19 protein-coding genes are annotated in these 22709 nt (G+C 33.6%); 3 read left to right on the forward strand and 16 right to left on the reverse strand.

What is annotated here, in order from left to right; translation table 11 throughout:
* Nucleotides 1-125: 125 nt before the first annotated feature.
* From scpB to BUB90_RS00560, 6 genes are all read right to left on the reverse strand, one after another.
* Complete coding sequence (scpB, locus tag BUB90_RS00535; RefSeq protein ID WP_073281658.1) at nt 126-695, reverse strand: SMC-Scp complex subunit ScpB; 570 nt, start codon at nt 693-695, stop codon at nt 126-128.
* A 42-nt stretch (nt 696-737) separates the two neighbouring features.
* Nucleotides 738-1490 carry a segregation and condensation protein A gene (locus tag BUB90_RS00540; RefSeq protein WP_073281660.1) on the reverse strand — a complete coding sequence of 251 codons (753 nt, stop codon included), beginning with the start codon at nt 1488-1490 and terminating at the stop codon, nt 738-740.
* Between the two features lie 38 nt (nt 1491-1528).
* On the reverse strand, nt 1529-2170 hold the full coding sequence (locus tag BUB90_RS00545) for a hypothetical protein (protein WP_073281662.1): 642 nt from the start codon (nt 2168-2170) through the stop codon (nt 1529-1531).
* A 104-nt stretch (nt 2171-2274) separates the two neighbouring features.
* The gene (locus tag BUB90_RS00550; RefSeq protein ID WP_073281664.1) at nt 2275-3141 is read right to left on the reverse strand and encodes a metallophosphoesterase; all 867 of its coding nucleotides are present in this window, start codon (nt 3139-3141) and stop codon (nt 2275-2277) included.
* Between the two features lie 53 nt (nt 3142-3194).
* Nucleotides 3195-4667 (reverse strand): D-alanyl-D-alanine carboxypeptidase family protein, encoded by a 1473-nt coding sequence (locus tag BUB90_RS00555; protein WP_242952450.1) that lies wholly within the window; start codon nt 4665-4667, stop codon nt 3195-3197.
* Nucleotides 4668-4736: 69 nt separating this feature from the next.
* Nucleotides 4737-5282, reverse strand: coding sequence for an Ig-like domain-containing protein (locus tag BUB90_RS00560; protein WP_073281666.1), 546 nt, complete (start codon nt 5280-5282; stop codon nt 4737-4739).
* A gap of 143 nt (nt 5283-5425) precedes the next feature.
* On the opposite strand from BUB90_RS00560, the gene BUB90_RS00565 reads away from it, so the two are divergent.
* Together BUB90_RS00565 and BUB90_RS00570 are read left to right on the forward strand one after the other, a co-directional pair.
* The gene (locus tag BUB90_RS00565) at nt 5426-6370 is read left to right on the forward strand and encodes a calcium/sodium antiporter (protein WP_170865419.1); all 945 of its coding nucleotides are present in this window, start codon (nt 5426-5428) and stop codon (nt 6368-6370) included.
* A gap of 315 nt (nt 6371-6685) precedes the next feature.
* Nucleotides 6686-7546: a GNAT family N-acetyltransferase gene (locus BUB90_RS00570; RefSeq protein ID WP_073281668.1), complete on the forward strand. Its 861-nt coding sequence runs from the start codon at nt 6686-6688 to the stop codon at nt 7544-7546.
* On the opposite strand, the gene BUB90_RS00575 is transcribed toward BUB90_RS00570, so the two are convergent.
* Nucleotides 7543-8073: a hypothetical protein gene (locus BUB90_RS00575; protein WP_073281670.1), complete on the reverse strand. Its 531-nt coding sequence runs from the start codon at nt 8071-8073 to the stop codon at nt 7543-7545. The genes BUB90_RS00570 and BUB90_RS00575 overlap by 4 nt on opposite strands.
* A 244-nt stretch (nt 8074-8317) precedes the next feature.
* Here BUB90_RS00575 and BUB90_RS00580 point away from each other — a divergent pair, with 244 nt between their 5' ends.
* Nucleotides 8318-9346, forward strand: coding sequence for a 3-deoxy-7-phosphoheptulonate synthase (locus tag BUB90_RS00580; protein WP_073281672.1), 1029 nt, complete (start codon nt 8318-8320; stop codon nt 9344-9346).
* Nucleotides 9347-9426: 80 nt separating this feature from the next.
* Here BUB90_RS00580 and BUB90_RS00585 read toward each other — a convergent pair whose 3' ends face one another.
* The 9 genes from BUB90_RS00585 to smc all read right to left on the reverse strand — a co-directional run bounded on the left by BUB90_RS00585 (nt 9427) and on the right by smc (nt 22690).
* The gene (locus BUB90_RS00585; RefSeq protein ID WP_073281674.1) at nt 9427-10047 is read right to left on the reverse strand and encodes a stage II sporulation protein M; all 621 of its coding nucleotides are present in this window, start codon (nt 10045-10047) and stop codon (nt 9427-9429) included.
* 71 nt (nt 10048-10118) lie between these two features.
* Complete coding sequence (locus BUB90_RS00590) at nt 10119-10652, reverse strand: NUDIX hydrolase (RefSeq protein ID WP_073281676.1); 534 nt, start codon at nt 10650-10652, stop codon at nt 10119-10121.
* Nucleotides 10653-10952: 300 nt separating this feature from the next.
* Nucleotides 10953-12152, reverse strand: a complete 1200-nt coding sequence (locus BUB90_RS00595) for a pyridoxal phosphate-dependent aminotransferase (RefSeq protein WP_073281678.1) — start codon at nt 12150-12152, stop codon at nt 10953-10955.
* 415 nt (nt 12153-12567) lie between these two features.
* Nucleotides 12568-14124 (reverse strand): ribonuclease Y, encoded by a 1557-nt coding sequence (rny, locus tag BUB90_RS00600; protein WP_073281680.1) that lies wholly within the window; start codon nt 14122-14124, stop codon nt 12568-12570.
* A gap of 246 nt (nt 14125-14370) precedes the next feature.
* On the reverse strand, nt 14371-14973 hold the full coding sequence (locus BUB90_RS00605) for a regulatory protein RecX (RefSeq protein WP_073281682.1): 603 nt from the start codon (nt 14971-14973) through the stop codon (nt 14371-14373).
* 2 nt (nt 14974-14975) lie between these two features.
* Entirely contained in the window at nt 14976-16028 is a 1053-nt protein-coding gene (recA, locus tag BUB90_RS00610) for a recombinase RecA (protein WP_073281684.1), read from the reverse strand.
* A gap of 595 nt (nt 16029-16623) precedes the next feature.
* Nucleotides 16624-17844 carry a threonine ammonia-lyase gene (gene ilvA / locus BUB90_RS00615; protein WP_073281686.1) on the reverse strand — a complete coding sequence of 407 codons (1221 nt, stop codon included), beginning with the start codon at nt 17842-17844 and terminating at the stop codon, nt 16624-16626.
* Nucleotides 17845-18152: 308 nt separating this feature from the next.
* Nucleotides 18153-19091, reverse strand: a complete 939-nt coding sequence (gene ftsY / locus BUB90_RS00620) for a signal recognition particle-docking protein FtsY (RefSeq protein ID WP_073281688.1) — start codon at nt 19089-19091, stop codon at nt 18153-18155.
* A 23-nt stretch (nt 19092-19114) separates the two neighbouring features.
* Nucleotides 19115-22690: a chromosome segregation protein SMC gene (smc, locus tag BUB90_RS00625; protein WP_073281690.1), complete on the reverse strand. Its 3576-nt coding sequence runs from the start codon at nt 22688-22690 to the stop codon at nt 19115-19117.
* Nucleotides 22691-22709 lie beyond the last annotated feature (19 nt).

A 22709-nucleotide genomic window follows, 5' to 3' on the forward strand; every position in this document is an offset into this window, starting at 1 on the left:
AATTCCTTCATTTCCTTATTAAATAGCCCTTCTAGAATACTATTTTATCACAATTGAAATTTCACGTTATCGCACTACAAAAAAAAAGCCATTACAATACTATCATTGTTTGTAATGGCTTTTAACTATACTTCTAATTTTAATTGTACTTCTTCTTCTGCTTCTTGTTTAAAATCCTCAACCACTTCAGGATTAATTACAGGTAAGTCCTCAAGGGAAGCAATTCCAAAACTCCTTAAGAACTCCTCAGTCGTACCAACTAATATTGGTCTACCTGGTGCATCAAGTCTGCCAACTTCACAAACCAAGTTATACTCAATAAGTTTATTAATTGCATGGTCTGTCTTAACTCCACGAATCTGCTCTATCTCTAACTTGGTTATAGGTTGCTTATATGCAATAATAGATAATGTTTCTAGTAGAACATCAGTAAGTACATGTTTCCTTGGTATATGGGTTAATTTAATAATCGACTCATACATAGAAGCTTTGGTACACATCTGATAGGACCTTCCAAGCTCAATAATCTGAATTCCACGATCATTCGTATCATACTTGTCCATCATGTTTCGAATCACTTTTTTAGTTGTCACCTCGTCATGTCCAACCGCAGCCGCAATCCGTTCTAACTCTACTGCTTCTCCCATGGTAAACAATATTGCTTCTATTATAGCTTCTATCTTGCTAATCTCCATCTTAACAAAAGTGCTCCTCTCTACAAAAAAAACTCTTATCCTTTATTCTGCTTGTCCCTTATATTGTATCTGAATATCTTCAAAGACTTCTTCTTGATATATCTCAATCTTTCCGACTTTCATAAGCTCGAGAATACCAAGGAAAGTAACAATAACTTCCATCTTAGATTGTGCAAATTCTAGCATCTTCCGGAAACTAAAGTTCTTATGTCTCCTAGCATAATCCTCAATATCTATCATCTTATCACTTAATGTAATCTCTTCTTTTTCTATCTTACCAAAAGTACTTCTTATTGGGTCAATCTTATCTTCCTGACGCTTAAGAACAGATTCAAAAATCTCATGTAGTTTTGCTAAAGTCAGATCACCAAGGATATCCTCTATATTAATTTCTTCTCTATAAGAAGAGATTTCTTTCGGAATGGATGCCCCTTTAAAAATCACTTTTTCTGCATCAACTTGCTTATCCTTTAATTCTGTTGAGATGTATCTATACATCTTATATTCAAGTAATCGTTCTACCAATTCTTGACGTGGATCTATTTCTTCATCCTCTTCATTCTTTTCTTTCGGTAGAAGCATCTTGGCCTTAATATTAACAAGTGTAGCTGCCATCACTAGGAACTCACTCATAACATCAAGATCCTTCTTTTCCATCGCTTGTATATATTCCATATACTGTTTCGTTATCTCGACTATCGGTATATCATAAATGTTTACTTTATTCTTATCAATTAAATGAAGAAGTAAATCAAGCGGGCCCTCGAATGCTTCCAACTTAACAGGTATCCCCATGCTTACACCATCTTTCTTATCTTTCTTATCTTTCTTTATTATATTACTAATAAAGTATTCAATATCAAACCACTAATTGTAGATATGATTCCTAATAATACAGTAAATAGTAATATCAGCTTGATATAATGATCATTTTTTATTATAGAAAAATACTTACTTGGTGAATAACCAGCAATGAGTAATCCCATATCAAAGGTGGAAATCGGGATTAAATTAATCAAGAGCATATTCATACTAATATATGCCATAAAATAAAAGAAATAAAATGATAGTAGAATTGTAATATTGCTATGCACTTTTGTAATATCAGTAACATCAGTAGCTATGAATTGTGTTCTTATTATCAATATATTTAATACAGCTATCAACAAAAGCATTAAAAAACCAGTAAACCCAGCTATCTTATTCGTCTTTCTATCTTTCATCCTATACATATAAGGTTTAGAAAAACCAGAATAGGAGGTAACACACAATAATAAACCTATTGGATCTATATACTTCCATAACTTACATATATCCCTTGCTGTTCGCTTTCTTCTAAGTTCATAATTGGGCTGTTCTTTCCACTCTGCCAGACTTCTTACACAATATATAATTGATTTCGGTAACTCGTGTAATATCATGATTACGATTGCAGCAACCAATGCCGCACTCACACTCAGTAATGCCTCTTTCATCGCTACCTCCACGTTGTTTTTTAGTCAGATATATCCCATTATAGTAAGATATCCGAAATTAAGCAAGCACAATTCTCCATTAATTCCAACCTATTGTCCACTAATTATTCTTTATTCAAAGTGAATACCATGATCTCTGGGCGGTTAAATATTCGGATTTTTATTGTATGAACACCTAATCCCCTAGAGAGCAACATAGTAGAGGAATTCAGTTCAAATCTACCGCTATCAAAATGAGGAAACAGAATATATTGCGGTGATATTACTCCCCCAAGGAGTGGCAAACGCATAATACCTCCATGCACATGACCAGATAATACCAAATCTGCTCCCCAATCAGCATAATAATTAAAGTACATTGGATTATGTGCCAATAGTATTGTATATGTTTTTGGATCACATCTTCCAATGCACTTTTTAATATATTCATTCGTCATTTCTGGACGATTAATCTTATGATAATAATCAGATGCGATTTCTAAACCTGTTACATTAATGGTAGCATCTTTTCTCTTTATTTTAATAGTCTTATTATGCACAAAATGTATTCCATATGCTGCTAAGATATCATGGTATTCTTTGTATATGGTATCTTTCGTTTCTTCCCCTTCGGCTAGCTTCTGTTCGTGATTACCATTCACATAATAGATGCCGAATTCTTTACTAAGGGTTTCAAGAAGATTTAATGTATCATAATAGTCTGCCTTATTATGACCAATTAGCATATCTCCTGCGACCATGATATAATCAGGATGTTCATTTCTTATTCTTCTAAGTAGATGCTCATTGTTTTTACCAAACGAATTATTATGTAAATCCGTTAATAATACTATCTTTACATTATCAAACTCTGCAGGTAATTTATCTGAATGTATCTTATACTTAGAAACTGTCAAATGATGATTCTCCTTATGCATTAGGAATACAAATAGGATAATGATAATACCTATAACAAAAATTGTTTCCATCATTCCCGACCTCCTATATTTTAATAAATGGACTCCTAATGCTTCATTATAGCATGTTATTTCTTATCTGATAAGAAGAATTTTTGAATTACTTTTCCTAGATAATCTTTGAATTTAGCTTCCTTTACTTGCTTAACCGCAACAATATCTATGGAACCTATTTTCTTTCCATTGTATGTATATACGATTTCACCAAGTTTACTACCTTCTTCAATAGGGGCAGTAATTTCCTCTACCATAGTAATTTCCTTTTTAATCTCATCTGGATTTGTATTCGTTAAACACAGATAATGAAATTCTCCATTAGGCTTACCTTCAACGGTTTCTTCCAGGCCTTTCTTTACCTTAACTGGTTCAATTGTCAGCTCCTTATGGTCATCAATGAATAGACTACAATTAGCAAAACCGTAATCTAATAGTTTAGCTGCTTCGACAAATCTTTGTAATGGATTAGGATTCCCCATTACTACTGCAATCATATCCATACCATTGCGGTTTGCTGATGCAGATAGGCAATATTTCGCCTTTCCAGTTGATCCAGTCTTAAGACCTGTTATTCCCTTATATGTACGAACAAGTTTATTGGTATTCGTAAGCCCAAACTCACTAGTTCCCTTCTTCGTTGTATGTGTAATCGTATCCATCCAAACTGTTGAATAGTTACTAATTTCAGGATGTTTTGTAATAAGTTCTCTAGACATAAGCGCTACATCTAGCGCACTTGAATAATGATCTGCTACATCTAATCCACAGCTATTCACAAAATGCGTATTCTTCATTCCTAATTCTTGTGCTTTCTGATTCATACGATTAACGAATTCCTCTTCTGATCCAGCTACATATTCAGCCATAGCAACACAAGCATCATTCGCACTTGCAATACTAATACATTTGATCATATCATTTACCGTTTGCGTCTCATAAGGTTCAAGATAAACCTGCGATCCTCCCATGGAAGCAGCATGCTCACTTACACTAACAGAATCCTCTAATTTAATTTTTCCAGAATCAATCGCATCAAAGATAAGTAACATAGTCATTATCTTAGTTATACTAGCTGGTTCTACTTGCTTATCCATATCCTTCGAATACAGTATTGCTCCAGTTGAAGCTTCCATAAGTACGACACTATTGGAATCTAATGTAAAACCAATGTCTGATTGTACAACCTGTACATTTTGTGTATCGCTCTCTGTTGATTCATTTGTATCACTATTTTCTTTTTGTTCATTTGTATCAATTTGCGTTGCTTTTTCTTCTTGCTTATCTTCCTTTTTATCTTCTTGTTGTGAATCTTCGTTTGTCGTCTTCTCTTCTTGCTGTGAATCTTCTTTCTTTTCATTTGATTCTTTCTTTTGCTCATTCACCCCATCATTGGTTTTATCCTTGTTCGTATCATCCTGTGTGCTTAGCAACTTACTGCTTTTTGACACTTGTCTGCTAATGGTTGATGCACTAACAACACTAGATGCAACCATTACTAATAATACAAGAAGTGCGATTAACTTATATAGCCTCTTCCTAATCATTTTTCCCTCTTCTAATATTCGTAAGTATTACTATATTTTAATCAGCTTATCTTAAAAATATGACAATTACTATTCGACTTTTAGTTTACATGTAAGCTTTTTCCCATGTGTTTTAGCAGTTATTACTACTGTCCCTTTCCTTTTGGCGGTCACATATCCATAATCATTCACGTAAGCTATGGAAGAATCACTTGATTTCCAAGCAACAATACTTATGATTCCATCCCCTTCGATATGAAATTGATACTTCTCCCCCACCTCAAGTGTTAAAGTTTTTCTATTAATTGCTATAACCCGTACTTTACATCGTAACGTTTTCTTACCTACTTTCGCAGTAATAAAGGTTACCCCTGGCTTCTTAGCAAATATCTTACCATTAAGGTTCACATATGCAACTTTAAAATCTTTTGAACTATAATGTACCCTTTTATTAATAGAAAAAACAGACAACCGAAATGTATCTCCTTTTTCCAAAACGATACTTTCTTTGTTCAGGTGTAAGGAAAATGGCAAATCGGGCATATCCAAAAAATATACTGATGTCCTTTGGTATAAAAAGTTCCCAACCAACAAAATACTAATTGCAATGACTACAATTTTCATAATTTTTCGCAATGATAATCACATCCTAATAAATGTTTTATTTTTAATTTATGGAAAATCCTTGACATAATTTATCAATCATCCTACAATATTTTTTGACTATTTTATCATTTATATATAGTTATAGAAAATTACTCGAAAGAAAAGGTGAATTTATGCAAATAATTATTCAACTACTCCTTCTAGCCTTAGGATTTGTACTTCTTATTAAAGGTGCAGACAAGTTTGTAGAAGGATCATCAAAAATTGCCGACAAATTCCATATTCCACAACTTGTCATCGGTTTAACCATTGTTGCCTTCGGTACAAGTGCTCCAGAAGCTGCAGTAAGTATCAATGCTGCGCTTAATGCAAATGCAGACATCGCAATAAGTAATGTCTTGGGTAGTAACATATTCAATATCCTAATCATTATAGGTATTACGTGCATAATCCTTCCATTAAGCATTCAAAAATCAACACTATACTTTGAGTTACCATATGTAATTATTACGACTTCGGTCCTACTCTTACTTGGATTAGATGGTAAACTTAGTTTCATTGATGGTGTAATTCTTTGGATAATGTTCATTGTGTTCTTCCTATACTTAATCAGGTTATCAAAATCTGGGAAGGCACAAATGGATGACGTCCCGGAAGCTAATGAAAAGGATAAAATGCCCCTATTAATATTAATAACAATTCTTGGTATGGCAGCTATCATTATCGGTAGTGATTTAACAGTCGACAGTGCATCGAAAATTGCTGAAATCTTCGGTATGAGCCCTCGTTTTATCGGCTTGACAATCGTTGCTTTTGGTACATCCTTACCAGAACTAATTACTTCTATTACTGCTGCTAAGAAAGGAAAAGACGACATTGCAGTTGGTAACATTGTTGGTAGTAACTTATTCAATATCTTATTCGTACTGTCAACAACTTCTCTGATAACACCAATCAACTTTGCAAGAAGTTTCATCGTTGATGCCCTTGTAGCAATAGCTGCTGCTGTAATTTTACTTGTCTGTGTATTCCGTGACCGTAAGGTTGGAAAAACTGGTGGTATTATTATGATTACTTGTTATGTTGCATATTTTGGTTATCTTGTATTTTTAAGATAAATACTACTAACGTAATCTATAACTATAGATATTAAAGAAAGACAGTTTTCTATTCATAGAAAACTGTCTTTCTTTTTATCTATTTACCACACGATAACCTAAATCCTCACAACTTGTCCAATATATTACATAAACTGATACCAATTTATCATTTATTTCCTATCCAATATTATGTATTATAATAATATAAAGATTCGTATGTCAAAAGTTCTTAATTAAAAATTATCTGAATCATTATTTAAAAATCTATTGTGAAGACTTACTAATAACTAAAATAACAATCCAAAGCGACATAATCAAATTAGGAGGATTTATATGAGATTACATACTTATAAAAATGCACAATCTTTCTTAAAGGCTAATCAACCTTTATTAGTTGATAACGAAGCTTTAACACAATTAATCATCTATAATGCCTTGCAAAAACTCACTGTCCCCTCATGTAACACCTGTTTCTTTGGTACAATAACTGAATGCAATCAAGTAATCCTACTCTTTTCCAACGTAACTCCTTATAATCTTCAGATCGTTGCTCCTATAGAAGAGAAACCTTTACTGCAAGCTGCCATTAAATTGCTAATAAAGTACCTCCTAGAAATTAATATTCCTGTTAAAGGAATAAGTGGCAACTCAGTAATATGTAATAACTTCATAACTTATTATACTAAGAAATCACCTTCTTCCATATTCAAAGAATACTTAAGAAGCGATATCTTAGAGTTGCGTGATGTACAAACAATCAATATCCCCAATGGATTTTTCCGCCAAGCTGAGCTATCTGATCTAGATACCATCACTCACTGGAATGTATTATTCGGAAATGATGTTTTAGATTTACGTTTAGAATATGATCGTATCATTGATATGGTTAAGGAACAAATCAATAATAATTTATACTATTTATTTTTCAATACCGATAACATTCCAGTATCTATGGCCTGTACTACAAGGAAATTACTAAACGGTTCTTCTATTAGCTATGTCTATACAGCAAACAATTACCGCGGCCTTGGCTATGCTACTGCCATTATGTATCATTTGAGCAAATCTATTCTTGAACAAGGAAATCAATTCTGTACTTTGTTTGTAGACAAGAAAAACCAGGCAGCCAATAGAGTTTATCACAAAACCGGCTATAAGGTTATAGCTGAAAATTACAACTACTATCTCACCTAATGATTGGGAGAATTTGGTGTGTTCATCTCATTCGAGGAATACGTACTGTTCGGACTATTGGATTCCACTGGAGTGTTTGATGTATTAGGAGAATTAGACGTATTCCCTTTATTAGTATCATTTGGAGCATTCGTAGTATTTGATTCATTCGCATTATTCGGATTATTTGAGGAATTCGGATTGTTCGTATCATTTGGCACATTAGAAACATTAGAACTATTTGGTTCATTCGGTTTATTAGGCTTCTCTGAGTCATTGGATTCATTAGATTCATTGGATTCATTCGTTTTACTGGATTTACTCATTTCATTATTGTTACTAACATTGCTTGTTTGTTGGTTATATTCCTCAGTCACAGCACCTCCTTTTATTGTATCACTATCCTCTTTATTATTTGATGTCGCAGTACTCTTTTCCGTTCTATTATCATTATTATTATTCGAATTACTTTGACAAGCACTTAGTGTTAATACTAGTATACTACATATTAGGAAGTAACTAAGGATCTTCTTTTTTGTCTTAACCATCTTTCCCCCTATATTCTATATAAATAATGTTTCATTATATTTCACTTAAGATTTGACTTATTATCTGAAAACGTATACAATAGACTTCGACATATTAACGTATTATTATACGCAATTGTTTCATATTATTCATGGATTATTAGTAGGTATAACTTTCAGCTCTCAATATAATTAAGAGAAACTAGTTAGTTTCTAATATATTACCATAATTCTTATGAATTTTAAATAGTAAAGGAGAATTAGAATGAGTTTCAAAATAATCAAAGAAGTAATGTCCCCATCAGAATTAAAACAAGCCTTACCAGTTCCAGCTGAACATGCTAAATGGAAGGCAAATCGCGACGAAATGATCAAAAAAGCCCTTACAGGTGAATCAGATAAATTTCTAGTTATTATTGGTCCTTGTTCTGCAGATAATGAAGATTCTGTATGTGACTACATAAATCGTCTTGCAAAAGTTCAAGATAAAGTATCTGACAAATTAATAATTATTCCTCGTATCTACACAAACAAGCCTAGAACAACTGGAGAAGGCTATAAAGGAATCGTTCATCAACCAAACCCAGAGAAAGAACCTGATCTTAAGGAAGGTTTAATGGCTATGAGAAGAATGCATCTACGCGCTATTGCCGAAACTGGTCTTGCTGCCGCTGATGAGATGCTATACCCAGAAAACTGGCCTTATGTAGACGATATCTTATCCTATGTAGCTGTTGGTGCTCGTTCTGTTGAAGATCAGCAACATAGACTCACTATCAGTGGTATGGATGTTGCTGCCGGTATGAAGAATCCTACAAGTGGTGACCTTTCTGTAATGTTAAACTCTGTTGTCGCAGCACAATGTAGTCACACTTTCCTATATCGTGCATTCGAAGTAGAAACTTCAGGAAACCCACTCGCTCATACAATCCTTCGTGGAGCTGTTAACAAACATGGTCAATCAATTCCTAATTATCACTATGAAGATTTAATTCGTCTAGTTGATATGTATGGGGAAAGAGACTTACAAAATCCAGCTGCTATCGTTGATGCAAACCATGCAAATTCTAATAAATTATACGACCAACAACCTCGTATCATTAAAGAAATTCTTCACAGCCGTAAAGTATCTAATGATATTGCAACTCTTGTAAAAGGTGTAATGATTGAAAGTTACATCGAACCAGGTTGTCAAAAGATTTCTGACCACATCTACGGCAAATCAATTACTGATCCTTGTTTAGGTTGGAAAGAAACAGAAGCATTATTATATACTATCGCTGAACAAGTATAAGATAAAAGGCTGTTGCAATTGCAACAGCCTTTTTATTATCAATTCATATGTAGATAAATACCGTCAAATAAATTTCTAAGCTACTGCTTCATAATCCACTCAACAACATTCCTTACTAACGCACTATTAATATAGGTTTCAACGATACAACCAATCCACAGAAATAACAATAACAACAGAATAATAGGTAAGTATTCCCTTGTTAAACTTTTCTTTCCTTTAAACGAGACTTTACTACTAAAATATAAATTCTCGCATAAGTCATAGCCTTTCTTAACCATCAGGATATATACAGGTATGTATATTATACATTGCGGAAAAATATAAGCAAAATAAACAATGATTCCTTTGAATCCATAGCACAATATCGAACTAGATAATGCAAATCCTATACATATACCCTTATATGTGATTAACAAGGATAATAAAGGCATCCCAAACACCATACAGCAACTAATCCATACAAAAATAAATTCCTTTAGTCTACTAGTAATTATGTATTTCATCAGACTACCATAATTGATTTTGATCAGATTTACATTGGTACCAAAATAGCGGTTAATCGTCTCCAAATCATTCAGATAGAATCTTTGTAATATATTTGCTGCTATAGTCCCAAGTACAATACCAATTAATAAAAGGATTGCTGCAAGGCGATAAATTCCTATTCGATTCTTCAACATATTCATAGTACTCTTCATACAGTTTCCTCCCTTAACAAAAATGTACTAGTTATACTATGATATGTTGGAAGACTAGAAAAAATGATTGCTTATAGACTTCTTTTCGCTTTATAGGACATGATTGCGGCAATCGTCTTAGCATCTTCTATCGTCCCATTGAAAATCATCTCTACAAGTTCCTCTAAAGTATATCGTTCAACACTTACAAACTCATCATCATCTAGATGTTGTTTTGATGGAATTAATTCCGTTGAATAATAGATTCCTATCTTCTCATTACAAAAGGCTACCGTTGTATATAGGTCGATAAGATGTTCTACGTGCTCTGTACGGTATCCAGTTTCCTCTTCTAGTTCTCGAATTGCACAAGTCATCATATCTTCTTCTGGCTCTTTACCACCAGCTGGTATTTCTAATGTATATTTTTCTATTGCATTTCGGTACTGGCGTACCATTAAAATCTTTCCATTCTCATCTACAGGAATTATTGCTGCTGCTCCTTTATGATTAATGAGATCCCATTCTACTATTTTTTTGTTTGGTAATTCCATTGTATCCGAATAGAATTCTACAATAGCTCCCTTATGTTTTAATTCTCGTTTTACTCTCTTATATTCTTCCATAGTATAATCATGCTCCTTTCAAAATTATTAAACCTAGTCAAATGTAAAACTCTTCTTACCGTCGACAATATATCAGCTTTTAAACGATACGTCAATTTGTGCTTATAAAGCTATTGACTAACGTGCTATAATACATAACACTCTACTCAATAAGTAATAGTTTAATCCTAAAAGGTAGAAAAGTCTATACAATATCATCGTATTAAAGTAACAGAATGATATTATATAGACTTTGTATTACTTTATGATAGAATCACAGATTCCATCATAATAAACTTTACTATTACATAGGTTTTATATTTACGCTAAATCATTGATGAATTTTTCAATTCTATCCAATCCTTTTTGGATTTGTTCCAATGAAATTGCATAGGATAAACGAATATGATCATCAAATCCAAAGTCTGCACATGGAATAACTGCAACATTATAGTCATCGATTAATATAGCTGCAAGTTTACTAACTGTTTCAACTTTTTCTCCTTTGTATGATTTATTCAACAAATTACTGATATCGATAAAACAGTAAAATGCTCCTGTAGGCTCTACCGTGTCAATTAAAGGCATCTTGCTTAAGCGATCATACATATATTCTCTACGTTTGTTGAACTCATATTTCATTACTTCAACCGTCTTCTGAGGCCCTGTTAAAGCTTCAACCGTAGCTTTTTGTGCTATTGAGTTAGGGTTTGAAGTTTGATGGCTTTGTATACTTCCCATCAATTTGGCAATTTCAACTGATGACCCAGTATAACCAATTCTCCAGCCCGTCATTGCATAACTCTTAGCGACACCACTACATGTAATTGTTCTCTTATAGATCTCTTCTCCCAATGAACCAATACTTACATGCACATCTTCACCATAGATTAAGTTTTCGTACATCTCATCAGCAATAACATAGATATCTTTCTTAACAACAACCTCTGCAATGGCTTGTAATTCTTCTTTTGAATATACCATACCTGTAGGGTTATTAGGAGTATTCAAGATAACAGCTTTCGTTTTTTCCGTACAGGCTTCTTCCAATTGCTTAGCTGTTAATTTGTAATTCTGTGTTTTATCACATCTTACCACAACAGGAACACCACCCGATAACTTAATAATCTCTGGGTAACTTAACCAGAAAGGTGCAGGTATAATTACTTCATCTTCAGGGTTTAAAATTGCAGTAAAGATATTCGTTAAAGAATGTTTTCCACCGTTACTGATAACGATTTGATTTGGTTGGTATTGTAATTTATTAAAATTAGCAAACTTAGTACAGATTGCTTTCTTCAATTCTTCAATACCAGCTGCTGGTGTATATTTAGTAAATCCATCATGAATTGCTTTGATCGCAGCATTATTAATATTCTCAGGGGTATTAAAATCTGGCTCTCCAGCTCCAAATCCTACTACATCGATACCTTGTGCCTTCAATTCCTTTGCCTTTGCAGTTATTGCTAATGTTGATGAAGGTTTAACTTCTTGTGCCTTCCTTGATAATGTTAAAGCCATATTGTGTACCTACCCTTTCTAACTAAATGCAATGAAATATTCCATTTTTTATGATTTTATCTATGTATTTTCCTATTTATCTTTCTTTCATTATTGTAATATAGAACGACTAATAATGCAAGTTTTTATTTGTTGTAATTCTTATTAAACAGACTTATTTGATCTACCACTTTAAATATCAGTGGTTTTATAGCAATCTCTTATTTTACTTATTAATATTTTGCAAGTTTACTACCATTTTATTGCATTTCCTTTGAAATGTTTCCTACTTTTTCATGAATGTTTCTTATGCGGTTGCTATATTCTAATATTACACTATTGATTCGGATTATTAATGTTTTAAAAAGTGTCCACACGCAAAAAAAGATATAGTGAAAATTAACTTTCACTATATCTTTATTATCATTACTTTACACTATTTTGCGTAATCAATTACTCTTGATTCACGAATTACATTAACCTTAATTTGTCCTGGATACTCTAATTCTGACTCTATTTGTTTTGATAAGTCACGAGCAAGTAATACCATATCAGCATCGCTGATTGCTTCAGGAACTACCATTACACGTACTTCCCTGCCGGCTTGTATTGCAAAAGACTTATCTACACCCTTAAAGCTATTCGTAATATCTTCTAATTGTTTTAATCTGTTAGTATAAGTTTCTAAAGTTTCTCTTCTTGCACCAGGTCTTGCAGCTGATATTGTATCTGCAGCTTGTACTATACAAGCGATCAATGTTTCAGCTTCCACATCACCATGATGTGACTCTACTGCATTGATTACGATAGGGGATTCTTTGTATTTCCTACATAAATCAACGCCTATTTGAATATGTGAACCTTCCATTTCATGGTCGACAGATTTACCAATGTCATGTAATAATCCAGCTCTCTTAGCCATCTTAATATCTACACCGATTTCACCAGCTAATAGTCCAGATAAATGTGCAACTTCAATTGAATGTTTCAAAGCATTCTGTCCATAACTCGTTCTGAACTTCATTTTACCTAAAAGTCTTACTAGTTCTGGGTGAATTCCATGAACACCAACTTCTAAAGTTGCTGCTTCACCTTCTTCACGAATCATAACTTCAACTTCTTTTTGTGCCTTTTCAACCATTTCTTCAATTCTAGCTGGATGAATACGTCCATCTACAATTAATTTCTCTAAAGCAATTCTAGCAACTTCTCTTCTAATAGGATCAAATCCTGATAAAATTACAGCTTCTGGTGTATCATCAATAATTAAATCAACACCTGTCATAGTTTCTAAAGTACGGATATTACGTCCTTCACGCCCTATGATTCTACCTTTCATTTCATCGTTTGGAAGTTGAACTACAGAAATAGTGCTTTCTGCTACATGGTCTGCAGCACATTTTTGGATAGCTGTAACAACATAATCTTTTGCTTTTTTATCAGCTTCCTCTTTTGCCTTACTTTCAAGTTCTTTTACTAACATAGCTGTTTCATGTTTTACTTCATCTTCAACAGTTTTTAAAAGATAATCTTTTGCTTGTTCGGAGGTCAGTCCAGAAATCTTCTCTAACTCCTGTAATCTTCTGTCATGAAGTTCTTCAACCTCTGCTCTCAACTTATCAAGTTCAGCTTCTTTTACAGAAAGTTTAGATTCTTTCTTTTCTAGTGCTTCAGTTTTTCTATCTAAAGTCTCTTCTTTAGTTAGAACACGCTTTTCGTAACGTTGTAAGTCTGCTCTTCGTTCCTTAGTTTCCTTCTCAAGCTCATTCTTAGTTCTTAAAGACTCTTCCTTTGCTTCAAGTAGGGCTTCTCGTTTCTTAGTTTCAGCTGTTTTCAAAGCTTCATCTATGATTTCTCTTGCCTTATCTTCTGCATTGCCTACCTTTTCTTCATAAACTTTCTTTCTATAAGAAATAGCAGCAATCCATACAAGAGGAGCGACGATTACCAAGGTAATAACAATAGCTAGTATTATTTTTACTAATTCTGGCACAGGAGCACCTCCTTATTCAATTTTCATTGTACGTTAATACAACACTTAAATTTTATACTGTTTTAGATTGGATGTCAAGTATCGTTCTAACAATTTTATGCAAAATGTATAAATTTCGAGTAAATAAATGTTTTTTTTCATTTTATTTGTAATTATGTAATTTACTATCTCCATAAGAAAAATACAACCAAAAATAAAGAAAAGTCTAGTTATGGAATAATTTATTCCACAATCTAGACTTCCCTATTAGAACGAAATATATTCATGTATTTCCTGTGAAGAAAAGCCTTTTCGATAAAGATAAGCTCCTACCTTACGTTTTTCATCAACTGTAAGTTCCTCAATACGTTCTAATGAACCAATCTTTTTAATTATTGCACGTACAAGGGCATTGCTTTCATTACTATATTCTTCCTCAAAAGCAATAGTAATATATTCCTTGCATACCCCTTTTTGTTGTAGTGTGAATTCAATCTGCTTACGGCTTTGCGTATCTTTCTTGTATCTTACATAATTCCTTGCATAACGTTCATCATCTATATATCCATAACCAATTACATACTCAAGTGCATCATTAATAGCCTTTTGCGGATAATATAGTTTTGCAAGTTTATCACGTAATCCCTTTTCTGAATAATCCATCGATTTAAGTAAAAGCATTGCTTTCATCTTTGCTCTTCTTAGAACGATATCTTTATAGATTTTTTCAAGCTCTTCTGGCGTAATTTCCATCTGCTCTTCTAACTTGTGTTTTCTAATATCCGTAACATATAGTAGGAGTTGGAATTCTTCCTCTATATATATCCGATACCTCTTCTTGTCGATCTGTTCTATCTTTGTAAGAATCATTCTTATTCTTCGTCCATATCCTTATTAACGTCATCAACTTTACTTGTAACAGTAGCTGCACCATCCAGATTGAATTTTTCACGAACTTGTTGTTTAATTTCTTCAAATATATCTGGATTTTCTTTTAGATATAATTTGGAGTTTTCTCTACCTTGACCAATCTTAGCATCATTGTAAGCATACCATGCACCGCTCTTAACAACAATCCCTTCGTTGGCAGCAAGGTCAAGTACATCACCTTCTCTTGAAATTCCCTGTCCAAACATAATATCAAATTCAGCTTCCTTGAATGGAGGTGCAATCTTATTCTTAACTACTTTAATTCTTGTACGGTTACCTACGATTTCTCCACCTTGTTTTAACGCTTCAATTCTACGTACGTCCAGACGGATTGATGAATAGAATTTTAACGCTCTACCACCTGTAGTTGTTTCAGGGCTACCAAACATTACACCCACTTTTTCACGTAACTGGTTGATAAAGATAACAATACAATTAGATTTACTGATTACAGCTGTTAACTTACGTAACGCTTGTGACATAAGTCTTGCTTGTAAACCTACGTGACTGTCTCCCATATCACCATCAATTTCAGCCTTAGGTACTAACGCAGCAACAGAATCGACAATTACGATATCAACGGCACCAGAACGAACCATTGTCTCTGTAATCTCTAATGCTTGTTCCCCATTATCCGGTTGTGAGATATATAAATTATCAATATCAACACCGATATTCTTAGCATATGCTGGGTCAAGAGCATGTTCCGCATCGATGAAACCAGCAATACCACCTCTGTTTTGAACTTCAGCAACCATGTGTAAAGCTACTGTAGTCTTACCACTTGATTCTGGTCCATATACCTCTACGATTCTTCCTCTTGGTATTCCACCAAGACCTAATGCAATGTCAAGACTTAATGCACCCGTAGGCACTGTTTCTATATTCATATGAGCACTTGTATCACCAAGTTTCATAACAGATCCTTTACCATATTGTTTTTCAATTTGAGCCAATGCAGACTCTAATGCTTTTAATTTATTTTCATCTCTCATTATTATCTCTCCTTTATGTAGCGAACTAATGTTCTTTTACTATCAATATAGTACCGTATTTTCAAACTTATGTCAACTGTAATATCACTTCCTTTTTCTGTTTTTTGTAAGTTCTTACTGGCTAATAATAATATTTTACGAAACACACCTCCAAACTACGCTTTAAACTTGTACTACACAAAACAATAGAACTTAATTACCTTAAGGTTTAAGTTTTTAAATACATATCATTAAAATAGTGGGGTATCTAATTAGTGTGGTAATATAGGATTTTTCATTGTAATTCCTGATTAAGAATTTAAACTCAGATTATTAGCAAGATTTCAGACTATAAGTTCTAGAATTTATGAATATAATAATTATACCATACAGTTATTAATGTGTAAACATATATTTCCATTCCTTTTATAAATTACAGTTTATAATTTAGTATACTTAGTTTTTAGATTATTATTTTCTAATATTTTCAACCATGTTTTTACAAGTATATTGAACTTCCATCGATACTCGATATCAGTAATACAAACCCCTAGGTTATAGTTAAACTATACTCTAGGGGTTTATTAATACTAAAATTTCTTTATTATCATAGTTTCTAGCTGTACATACTCTTTGGTTTCACAATCTTTGGATCATATCCATGCTTCTTCAACGCACTTACTATCTTCTCTTTATGGTCATGTCCATAAGCTTCCATTGTAATCTCTAATTCTACCGCGCTATTACGGTTAATACTTACGAATTGATTATGCTCTAATTTAATGATATTGCCTTGTTCCTTTGCAATTACAGATGCAACATTAACAAGTTCCCCTGGACGATCTGGAAGTTGTACCGTTACTGTGAATACTCTTTCACGTTCGATTAAACCATGTTGTACAATTGATGCCACCGTTATAACGTCCATGTTACCACCACTAAGGATGGAAACTACTTTCTTATTCTTGCAGTCAAGGTGCTTTAATGCTGCAACGGTTAGTAATCCAGAATTCTCAACTACCATCTTATGATTTTCAATCATATCTAGGAATGCTACAATTAGTTCATGATCATCTATAGTAATGATCTCATCTATATTATTTTGTATGTATGAAAAGATATTACTTCCTGGTGTCTTAACTGCAGTACCATCTGCAATTGTATCAATTTCTGGTAATGTAACTACATGACCTGCTTTTACAGATTCCTGCATACAATTAGCACCTGCTGGTTCAACACCAATCACTTTGATATTCGGATTTAGTAGTTTTGCTAATGTTGATACCCCTGCTGCTAAACCACCACCACCAATTGGTACTAATATGATATCTACTGTTGGTAAGTCTTTGAAGATCTCCATTGCAATTGTTCCTTGACCTGTTGCAACTACCTCATCATCAAATGGATGAATAAATGTATATCCTTTTTCTTTCGCCAGTTTACACGCATGTTGATATGCATCATCATATACATTACCATGCAGTACAACGTCTGCACCATAGCTCTTTGTTCGATTTACCTTAATTAGAGGTGTAGTAGTTGGCATTACGATCGTAGCTTTTGCATTATACAGTTTTGCTGCATAGGCAACACCTTGGGCATGATTACCTGCAGATGCTGTAATTAACCCTTTCTCTCTTTCTTCCTTTGTTAAAGTACTAATCTTGTAATACGCTCCTCTAACTTTATATGCTCCAGTAAACTGCATGTTTTCTGGTTTTAAATAAACTTTATTACCAGTTGTGTCTGAAAAATAGTCACTATAAACAAGTTTTGTTCGAAGGATTACTTTTTTGACCGCTTCGGTCGCTTCTTCAAATTTCTCCAATGTCATCATAGTTTTGTCTCCTTTGTTTACATTCAAAATAGCTCTGTTCAAATTCATCACTTTAAACTATGATAACACGATTTTATTATCTGTCAAGTTATTTGTCCGTCCTACGGATTGCTTTGTATCCATTCCAAAGACAGTTAAAAATCCCCTTAAAGCACATAAAACGGGTAAAAACCAACGGATGCACGAAAGAAGTTTCAAACTAGTATAACTAAATCAGAATACTTATATTCCAATTTCGTATAGTCAAATATTTCTACTAATTTGAAACTTCTTTATTATCAGAACAATTATTATATAAATATAATAACTTACGCTTGTTCCTCATTGTTTGTAAAGAGAGCATTTACAAATTCGTCCGCGTTGAATTTTTGTAAATCGTCTATCTTCTCACCAATACCAATGTATTTGACTGGAATTCCAAGTTCCGATTGAATTGCTATCGCTATTCCACCTTTTGCAGTTCCATCTAACTTTGTTAAGATGATACCATTAATATCCGCAACTTCACTAAACTGTTTGGCTTGTGCAAGTGCATTCTGGCCAGTTGTTCCATCTAGCACTACTAAAGTTTCTTTATGCGCATCTGGGTATTCGCGGTCAATAACACGACTAATCTTACGAAGTTCTTCCATTAGGTTCTTCTTGTTATGAAGACGCCCTGCTGTATCACAAAGTAATACGTCTGTGTTTCTAGCCTTCGCAGCGGTAACGGCATCATAGATTACTGCCGCTGGATCTGAACCTTCGCTTTGAGCAATAATCTCTACATTAGCACGGTTTGCCCATTCCGTAAGCTGTTCAATTGCTGCCGCACGGAACGTATCTGCTGCGGCTACCATAACTTTCTTACCACTATCCTTTAATTGACCTGCTAATTTACCAACTGACGTTGTTTTACCAACACCGTTTACTCCAATTAAAAGGATAATTGATTTTTGATTTTCAAAATCATAAGCCGTTTCATCAACTGACATTTGCTCCTTAATACTTTCTATCAATAATTGCTTACATTGGCTTGGTTCTTTGATCTTTTGTTCCTTTACTTTCTCCTGAAGGTTTTCAATAATTGCTGTTGTCGTGTTAATACCTAAGTCAGCCATAATTAAAATCTCTTCTAATTCTTCATAGAAGTCTTCATCAATACTTGAAAAACCTTTGAAGATATTATCAATACCCGATATGATATTGTTTCTTGTCTTAGTAAGACCAGATACTAGTCGGCTAAAAAAGCCCTTCTTTTCTCCCATATATTACACCTCTATTATTCCTATTATATTTGTTCTTTTTTGTCTTCCAATTCCCCTTCGATAAGATTTACCGATACAAGAGTGGAAACACCTTTCTCCTGCATAGTAACACCATAAAGGGTATCTGCACTTGCCATAGTTCCTCTTCTATGAGTAATTACTATGAATTGTGTATGCGTTGTTAATTTGTGTAGATACTTGGCATATCTCTTAACGTTGGCATCATCAAGAGCAGCTTCAATTTCATCTAGTAAACAAAATGGAGATGGCTTCAAATTCTGTATTGCAAATAGTAACGAGATGGCTGTAAGTGCTTTCTCCCCACCTGAAAGTTGCATCATATTCTGTAGCTTCTTACCAGGAGGTTGTGCAATAATACGAATACCTGCTTCTAGGATATCCTCACCCTCCATTAATTCAAGGGTACCTTTTCCTCCTCCGAATAACTCTTTGAATACAAGGTCAAACTGACTTCGAATTTCAGCAAATTTTTCATTGAATTGTTTTCTCATCTCAATATCTAATTCTTCGATAATTTTCTTCAGCACTTCTTCTGCTTCAATCAAATCATCATGTTGTGTCTTCAGTAATTCATAACGCTCTAATAGATTCTTATAATCTTCAATCGCATTAACGTTAACATCACCAAGTGATTTGATTTTTTGTTTCAAGTTTTGAATCATCTTCTTCATCTGAGTAATATCATCATATTCCTCATTCTTCTTAGCAAGTGCTATACTATATGTCAATTCATATTCTTGCCACATGTAGTTAACTTGAGTATCTAACTGCTCCATTAACTTTTCTCTTTGTCCAGTTAGACGATAACTTTCTTTATCTAATTCATTCACCATATTAGATAATTCTTCTCGTCTAGCAAGAAACGCCTTATGGTCTTTTGATAGCTTCTCTTTCTTTGCAACCATTTCCTCTAAATCTTTTGTTAATGATTTGATTAATTTTTCATCATTCTCAAGTTGACTCTTTGTGTTATTCGTTAATTCAACTCTTGAATCCATGTGTTGCTTAGCTTGTGATAATTTAGATAGGATTTCTTGTAACTCATCCTTTAGCTTATCAATCTCGGCTTTTACACGCTTTATATTCTCTACAACGTATTGATTTTGTTGTTCTAATGATGAACAATCTAATTTTATGGAAGCAACTTTGTCATTACATGCTTTTTCTAACAGTTTCTTCTCTTCTAACTGTTTTGCATAATCAGCCATCATAGCTTCTGCTTCTTTACTCTTAGATTGATTTTCTTCTTGGATTTCTCTTAACTGTTTTACTGCACTCTTTAATTCTAGTGCTTGATTATCAATTTCAGTACTTTCTTTCTTTATTTCAATATAAAGAGCATGGATTTCTTGCTTCTTACTTTCGATTTGTTGCATCTGCATCTTAACCGTATTTTGTGAAAGAGAGAGTTCTTGTAATTTCGTTTTATTTGATTCATATATATTACGATAATTTTCTCTATCTTTCTTACATGTTTCAACAAATGTAGCATTTTCTTTCATCTGATTTGATATAGCTGTTACTTTTGATTCAATCTCATCAATTTCTCTACGTCTACTTAATAGATTACTATTGTTCTTATAGGAACCACCAGACATTGAACCACCAGGACTAAGCAATTCACCTTCTACCGTAACAATTCGAAGGGAATAATTATATCTTTTTGCTAAGGCAATTGCGTTATTAATTGTATCAACAACAACGATTCTTCCTAACAGATATTCTACTAATCCATCATACTTCTTATCATGCTCAACTAGAGAATTAGCTAAACCGATAACCCCTTGTTCCTTAAGCACATTGTTATCTTTGAAGCCACCTCTACTACTAACAGAAGTAAGTGGTAAGAAGGTTGCCCTACCAAACTTATTTTTCTTAAGGTGATCAATCAGACTCTTAGCCGTTACTTCATTATCCGTAACGATATTCTGAATACTACCACCAAGTGCAATTTCAACTGCTGTCTCATACTCTTTCTTAACCTTGATTATATCCGCAACGACACCCTCAATACCTGGGTTTGACTGCTTTAACTCCATAATCTTTCGGATACTATTACCATATCCTTCGTAACGTTCCGTCATATTCTTTAAGGAGTCCATTCGGGATTTTTCTTGGTGATACTTCTGTTGAAGATCACGGTATTCCTCTTCTTTTCCCTTAATATTATTCTGTAAATCACGAAGTTTATTCTCAACATCTGTATTTTTATCTCGAATCTCTTGAAGCTGCGACTCTATGTCTTGTGCCAATGCTTGCTTTTCACTCCACTCTATTTCTAGAAGGGATTCATTACTCTTATTCTTTAATATTCGTTGGTTTAATGCAGCTTTTCCAATACTACTCTGTTCAAGTATTGTTTCATACTTTTGAATCTCGGCTTTACGATTTGCATTCTCTTCCATGTAATGATATATCTTCGAGTTACACTCATCAATTGCATTCGTAATAGACGTAATCTCTGTTTGGATATTCTCTAACTCTGTATATGTTTCACCTTGAACATCATCAAAGGAATCAAGTTTTTCATCTAAAGAGCTTTTTTGTTCATAGTAAGTTTTTAATTGAGCCTCTTTATCCTCTAATTCTTTATTAACAGCATTAATACGTTCTTGATAATGTTCTCTGTTTTGCTCCGAAGCAGTGATTTGTTCCTTATATACCTTTATGTCGCCTTCTAACTTTTCTTTATGTAGACGATAGTTATTAAGATCCATCTTCTTTTCGTCTAAAGCAGTATCAAATTCTTCAATCTGGGCCTCTATCTTCTCATATTCCTCTTTCGTTTGATCAAAGGAATTCTTCGAACGATCTAAATCGCCAGCTGCAATTTGTAATTTTTCGTCAACATTTTTTTGTTCTTCTAGAATTCTCTCATATTCAATTAAGAACATATTAACATCTAATGTTTTCAGTTCTTCACGATATTTAAGGTATTCTTTTGCAACAATAGCTTGTTTCTCTAAAGGTTCTACTTGTTTCTCAATTTCAGCCAAGATATCATTAATACGGCACAGATTCTGTTTTTCTTCATCCAGATTCTTCTCTGCCGTAGCTTTTCTCTTCTTAAATTTGACTATACCAGCCGCTTCATCGAACAACTCTCTTCGATCTTCTGGCTTTCCACTTAATATCTTATCAATCTGACCCTGTCCGATAATAGAATATCCTTCTTTACCGATACCCGTGTCTAGAAACAACTCCTGCACATCTTTCAGACGACAATTTGTACCATTAATTAAATATTCACTTTCACCAGAACGATATACACGTCTTGCAACCTTAACTTCATCATAATCGATTGCTAATTGATGATCTGAATTATCTAACGTAATTGCTACATAAGCAAAACCTAACGGTTTTCTAGTCTGTGTACCAGAGAAGATAATATCCTCCATCTTTGCCCCACGAAGCTGCTTTGCACTTTGCTCGCCAAGAACCCAACGAACCGCATCTGCTACGTTGCTCTTACCACTTCCATTCGGGCCAACAATACCTGTAATACCACCTTTGAATTCAAACACTAATTTATTAGCAAAGGATTTGAATCCCTGTATCTCCAAACTCTTTAAATACATGAAATTGCTTCACCACCCA

It is taken from the genome of Anaerosporobacter mobilis DSM 15930 (assembly GCF_900142955.1).
In the GTDB taxonomy this organism is placed as follows: Bacteria; Bacillota; Clostridia; order Lachnospirales; family Lachnospiraceae; genus Anaerosporobacter; species Anaerosporobacter mobilis.

Excerpts from the sequence above, each read along its gene's own strand:
- smc (WP_073281690.1), bottom strand. The coding sequence starts at position 22,690 with ATGTATTTAAAGAGTTTGGAGATACAGGGATTCAAATCCTTTGCTAAT.
- BUB90_RS00595 (WP_073281678.1), bottom strand. The coding sequence starts at position 12,152 with ATGGCTTTAACATTATCAAGGAAGGCACAAGAAGTTAAACCTTCATCA.
- BUB90_RS00555 (WP_242952450.1), bottom strand. The coding sequence starts at position 4,667 with ATGATTAGGAAGAGGCTATATAAGTTAATCGCACTTCTTGTATTATTA.
- BUB90_RS00545 (WP_073281662.1), bottom strand. The coding sequence starts at position 2,170 with ATGAAAGAGGCATTACTGAGTGTGAGTGCGGCATTGGTTGCTGCAATC.
- scpB (WP_073281658.1), bottom strand. The coding sequence starts at position 695 with ATGGAGATTAGCAAGATAGAAGCTATAATAGAAGCAATATTGTTTACC.
- BUB90_RS00580 (WP_073281672.1), top strand. The coding sequence starts at position 8,318 with ATGAGTTTCAAAATAATCAAAGAAGTAATGTCCCCATCAGAATTAAAA.
- BUB90_RS00540 (WP_073281660.1), bottom strand. The coding sequence starts at position 1,490 with ATGGGGATACCTGTTAAGTTGGAAGCATTCGAGGGCCCGCTTGATTTA.
- BUB90_RS00570 (WP_073281668.1), top strand. The coding sequence starts at position 6,686 with ATGAGATTACATACTTATAAAAATGCACAATCTTTCTTAAAGGCTAAT.
- recA (WP_073281684.1), bottom strand. The coding sequence starts at position 16,028 with ATGAGAGATGAAAATAAATTAAAAGCATTAGAGTCTGCATTGGCTCAA.
- BUB90_RS00550 (WP_073281664.1), bottom strand. The coding sequence starts at position 3,141 with ATGATGGAAACAATTTTTGTTATAGGTATTATCATTATCCTATTTGTA.
- BUB90_RS00575 (WP_073281670.1), bottom strand. The coding sequence starts at position 8,073 with ATGGTTAAGACAAAAAAGAAGATCCTTAGTTACTTCCTAATATGTAGT.
- BUB90_RS00565 (WP_170865419.1), top strand. The coding sequence starts at position 5,426 with ATGCAAATAATTATTCAACTACTCCTTCTAGCCTTAGGATTTGTACTT.
- ilvA (WP_073281686.1), bottom strand. The coding sequence starts at position 17,844 with ATGATGACATTGGAGAAATTTGAAGAAGCGACCGAAGCGGTCAAAAAA.
- BUB90_RS00585 (WP_073281674.1), bottom strand. The coding sequence starts at position 10,047 with ATGAAGAGTACTATGAATATGTTGAAGAATCGAATAGGAATTTATCGC.
- ftsY (WP_073281688.1), bottom strand. The coding sequence starts at position 19,091 with ATGGGAGAAAAGAAGGGCTTTTTTAGCCGACTAGTATCTGGTCTTACT.
- BUB90_RS00605 (WP_073281682.1), bottom strand. The coding sequence starts at position 14,973 with ATGATTCTTACAAAGATAGAACAGATCGACAAGAAGAGGTATCGGATA.
- BUB90_RS00590 (WP_073281676.1), bottom strand. The coding sequence starts at position 10,652 with ATGGAAGAATATAAGAGAGTAAAACGAGAATTAAAACATAAGGGAGCT.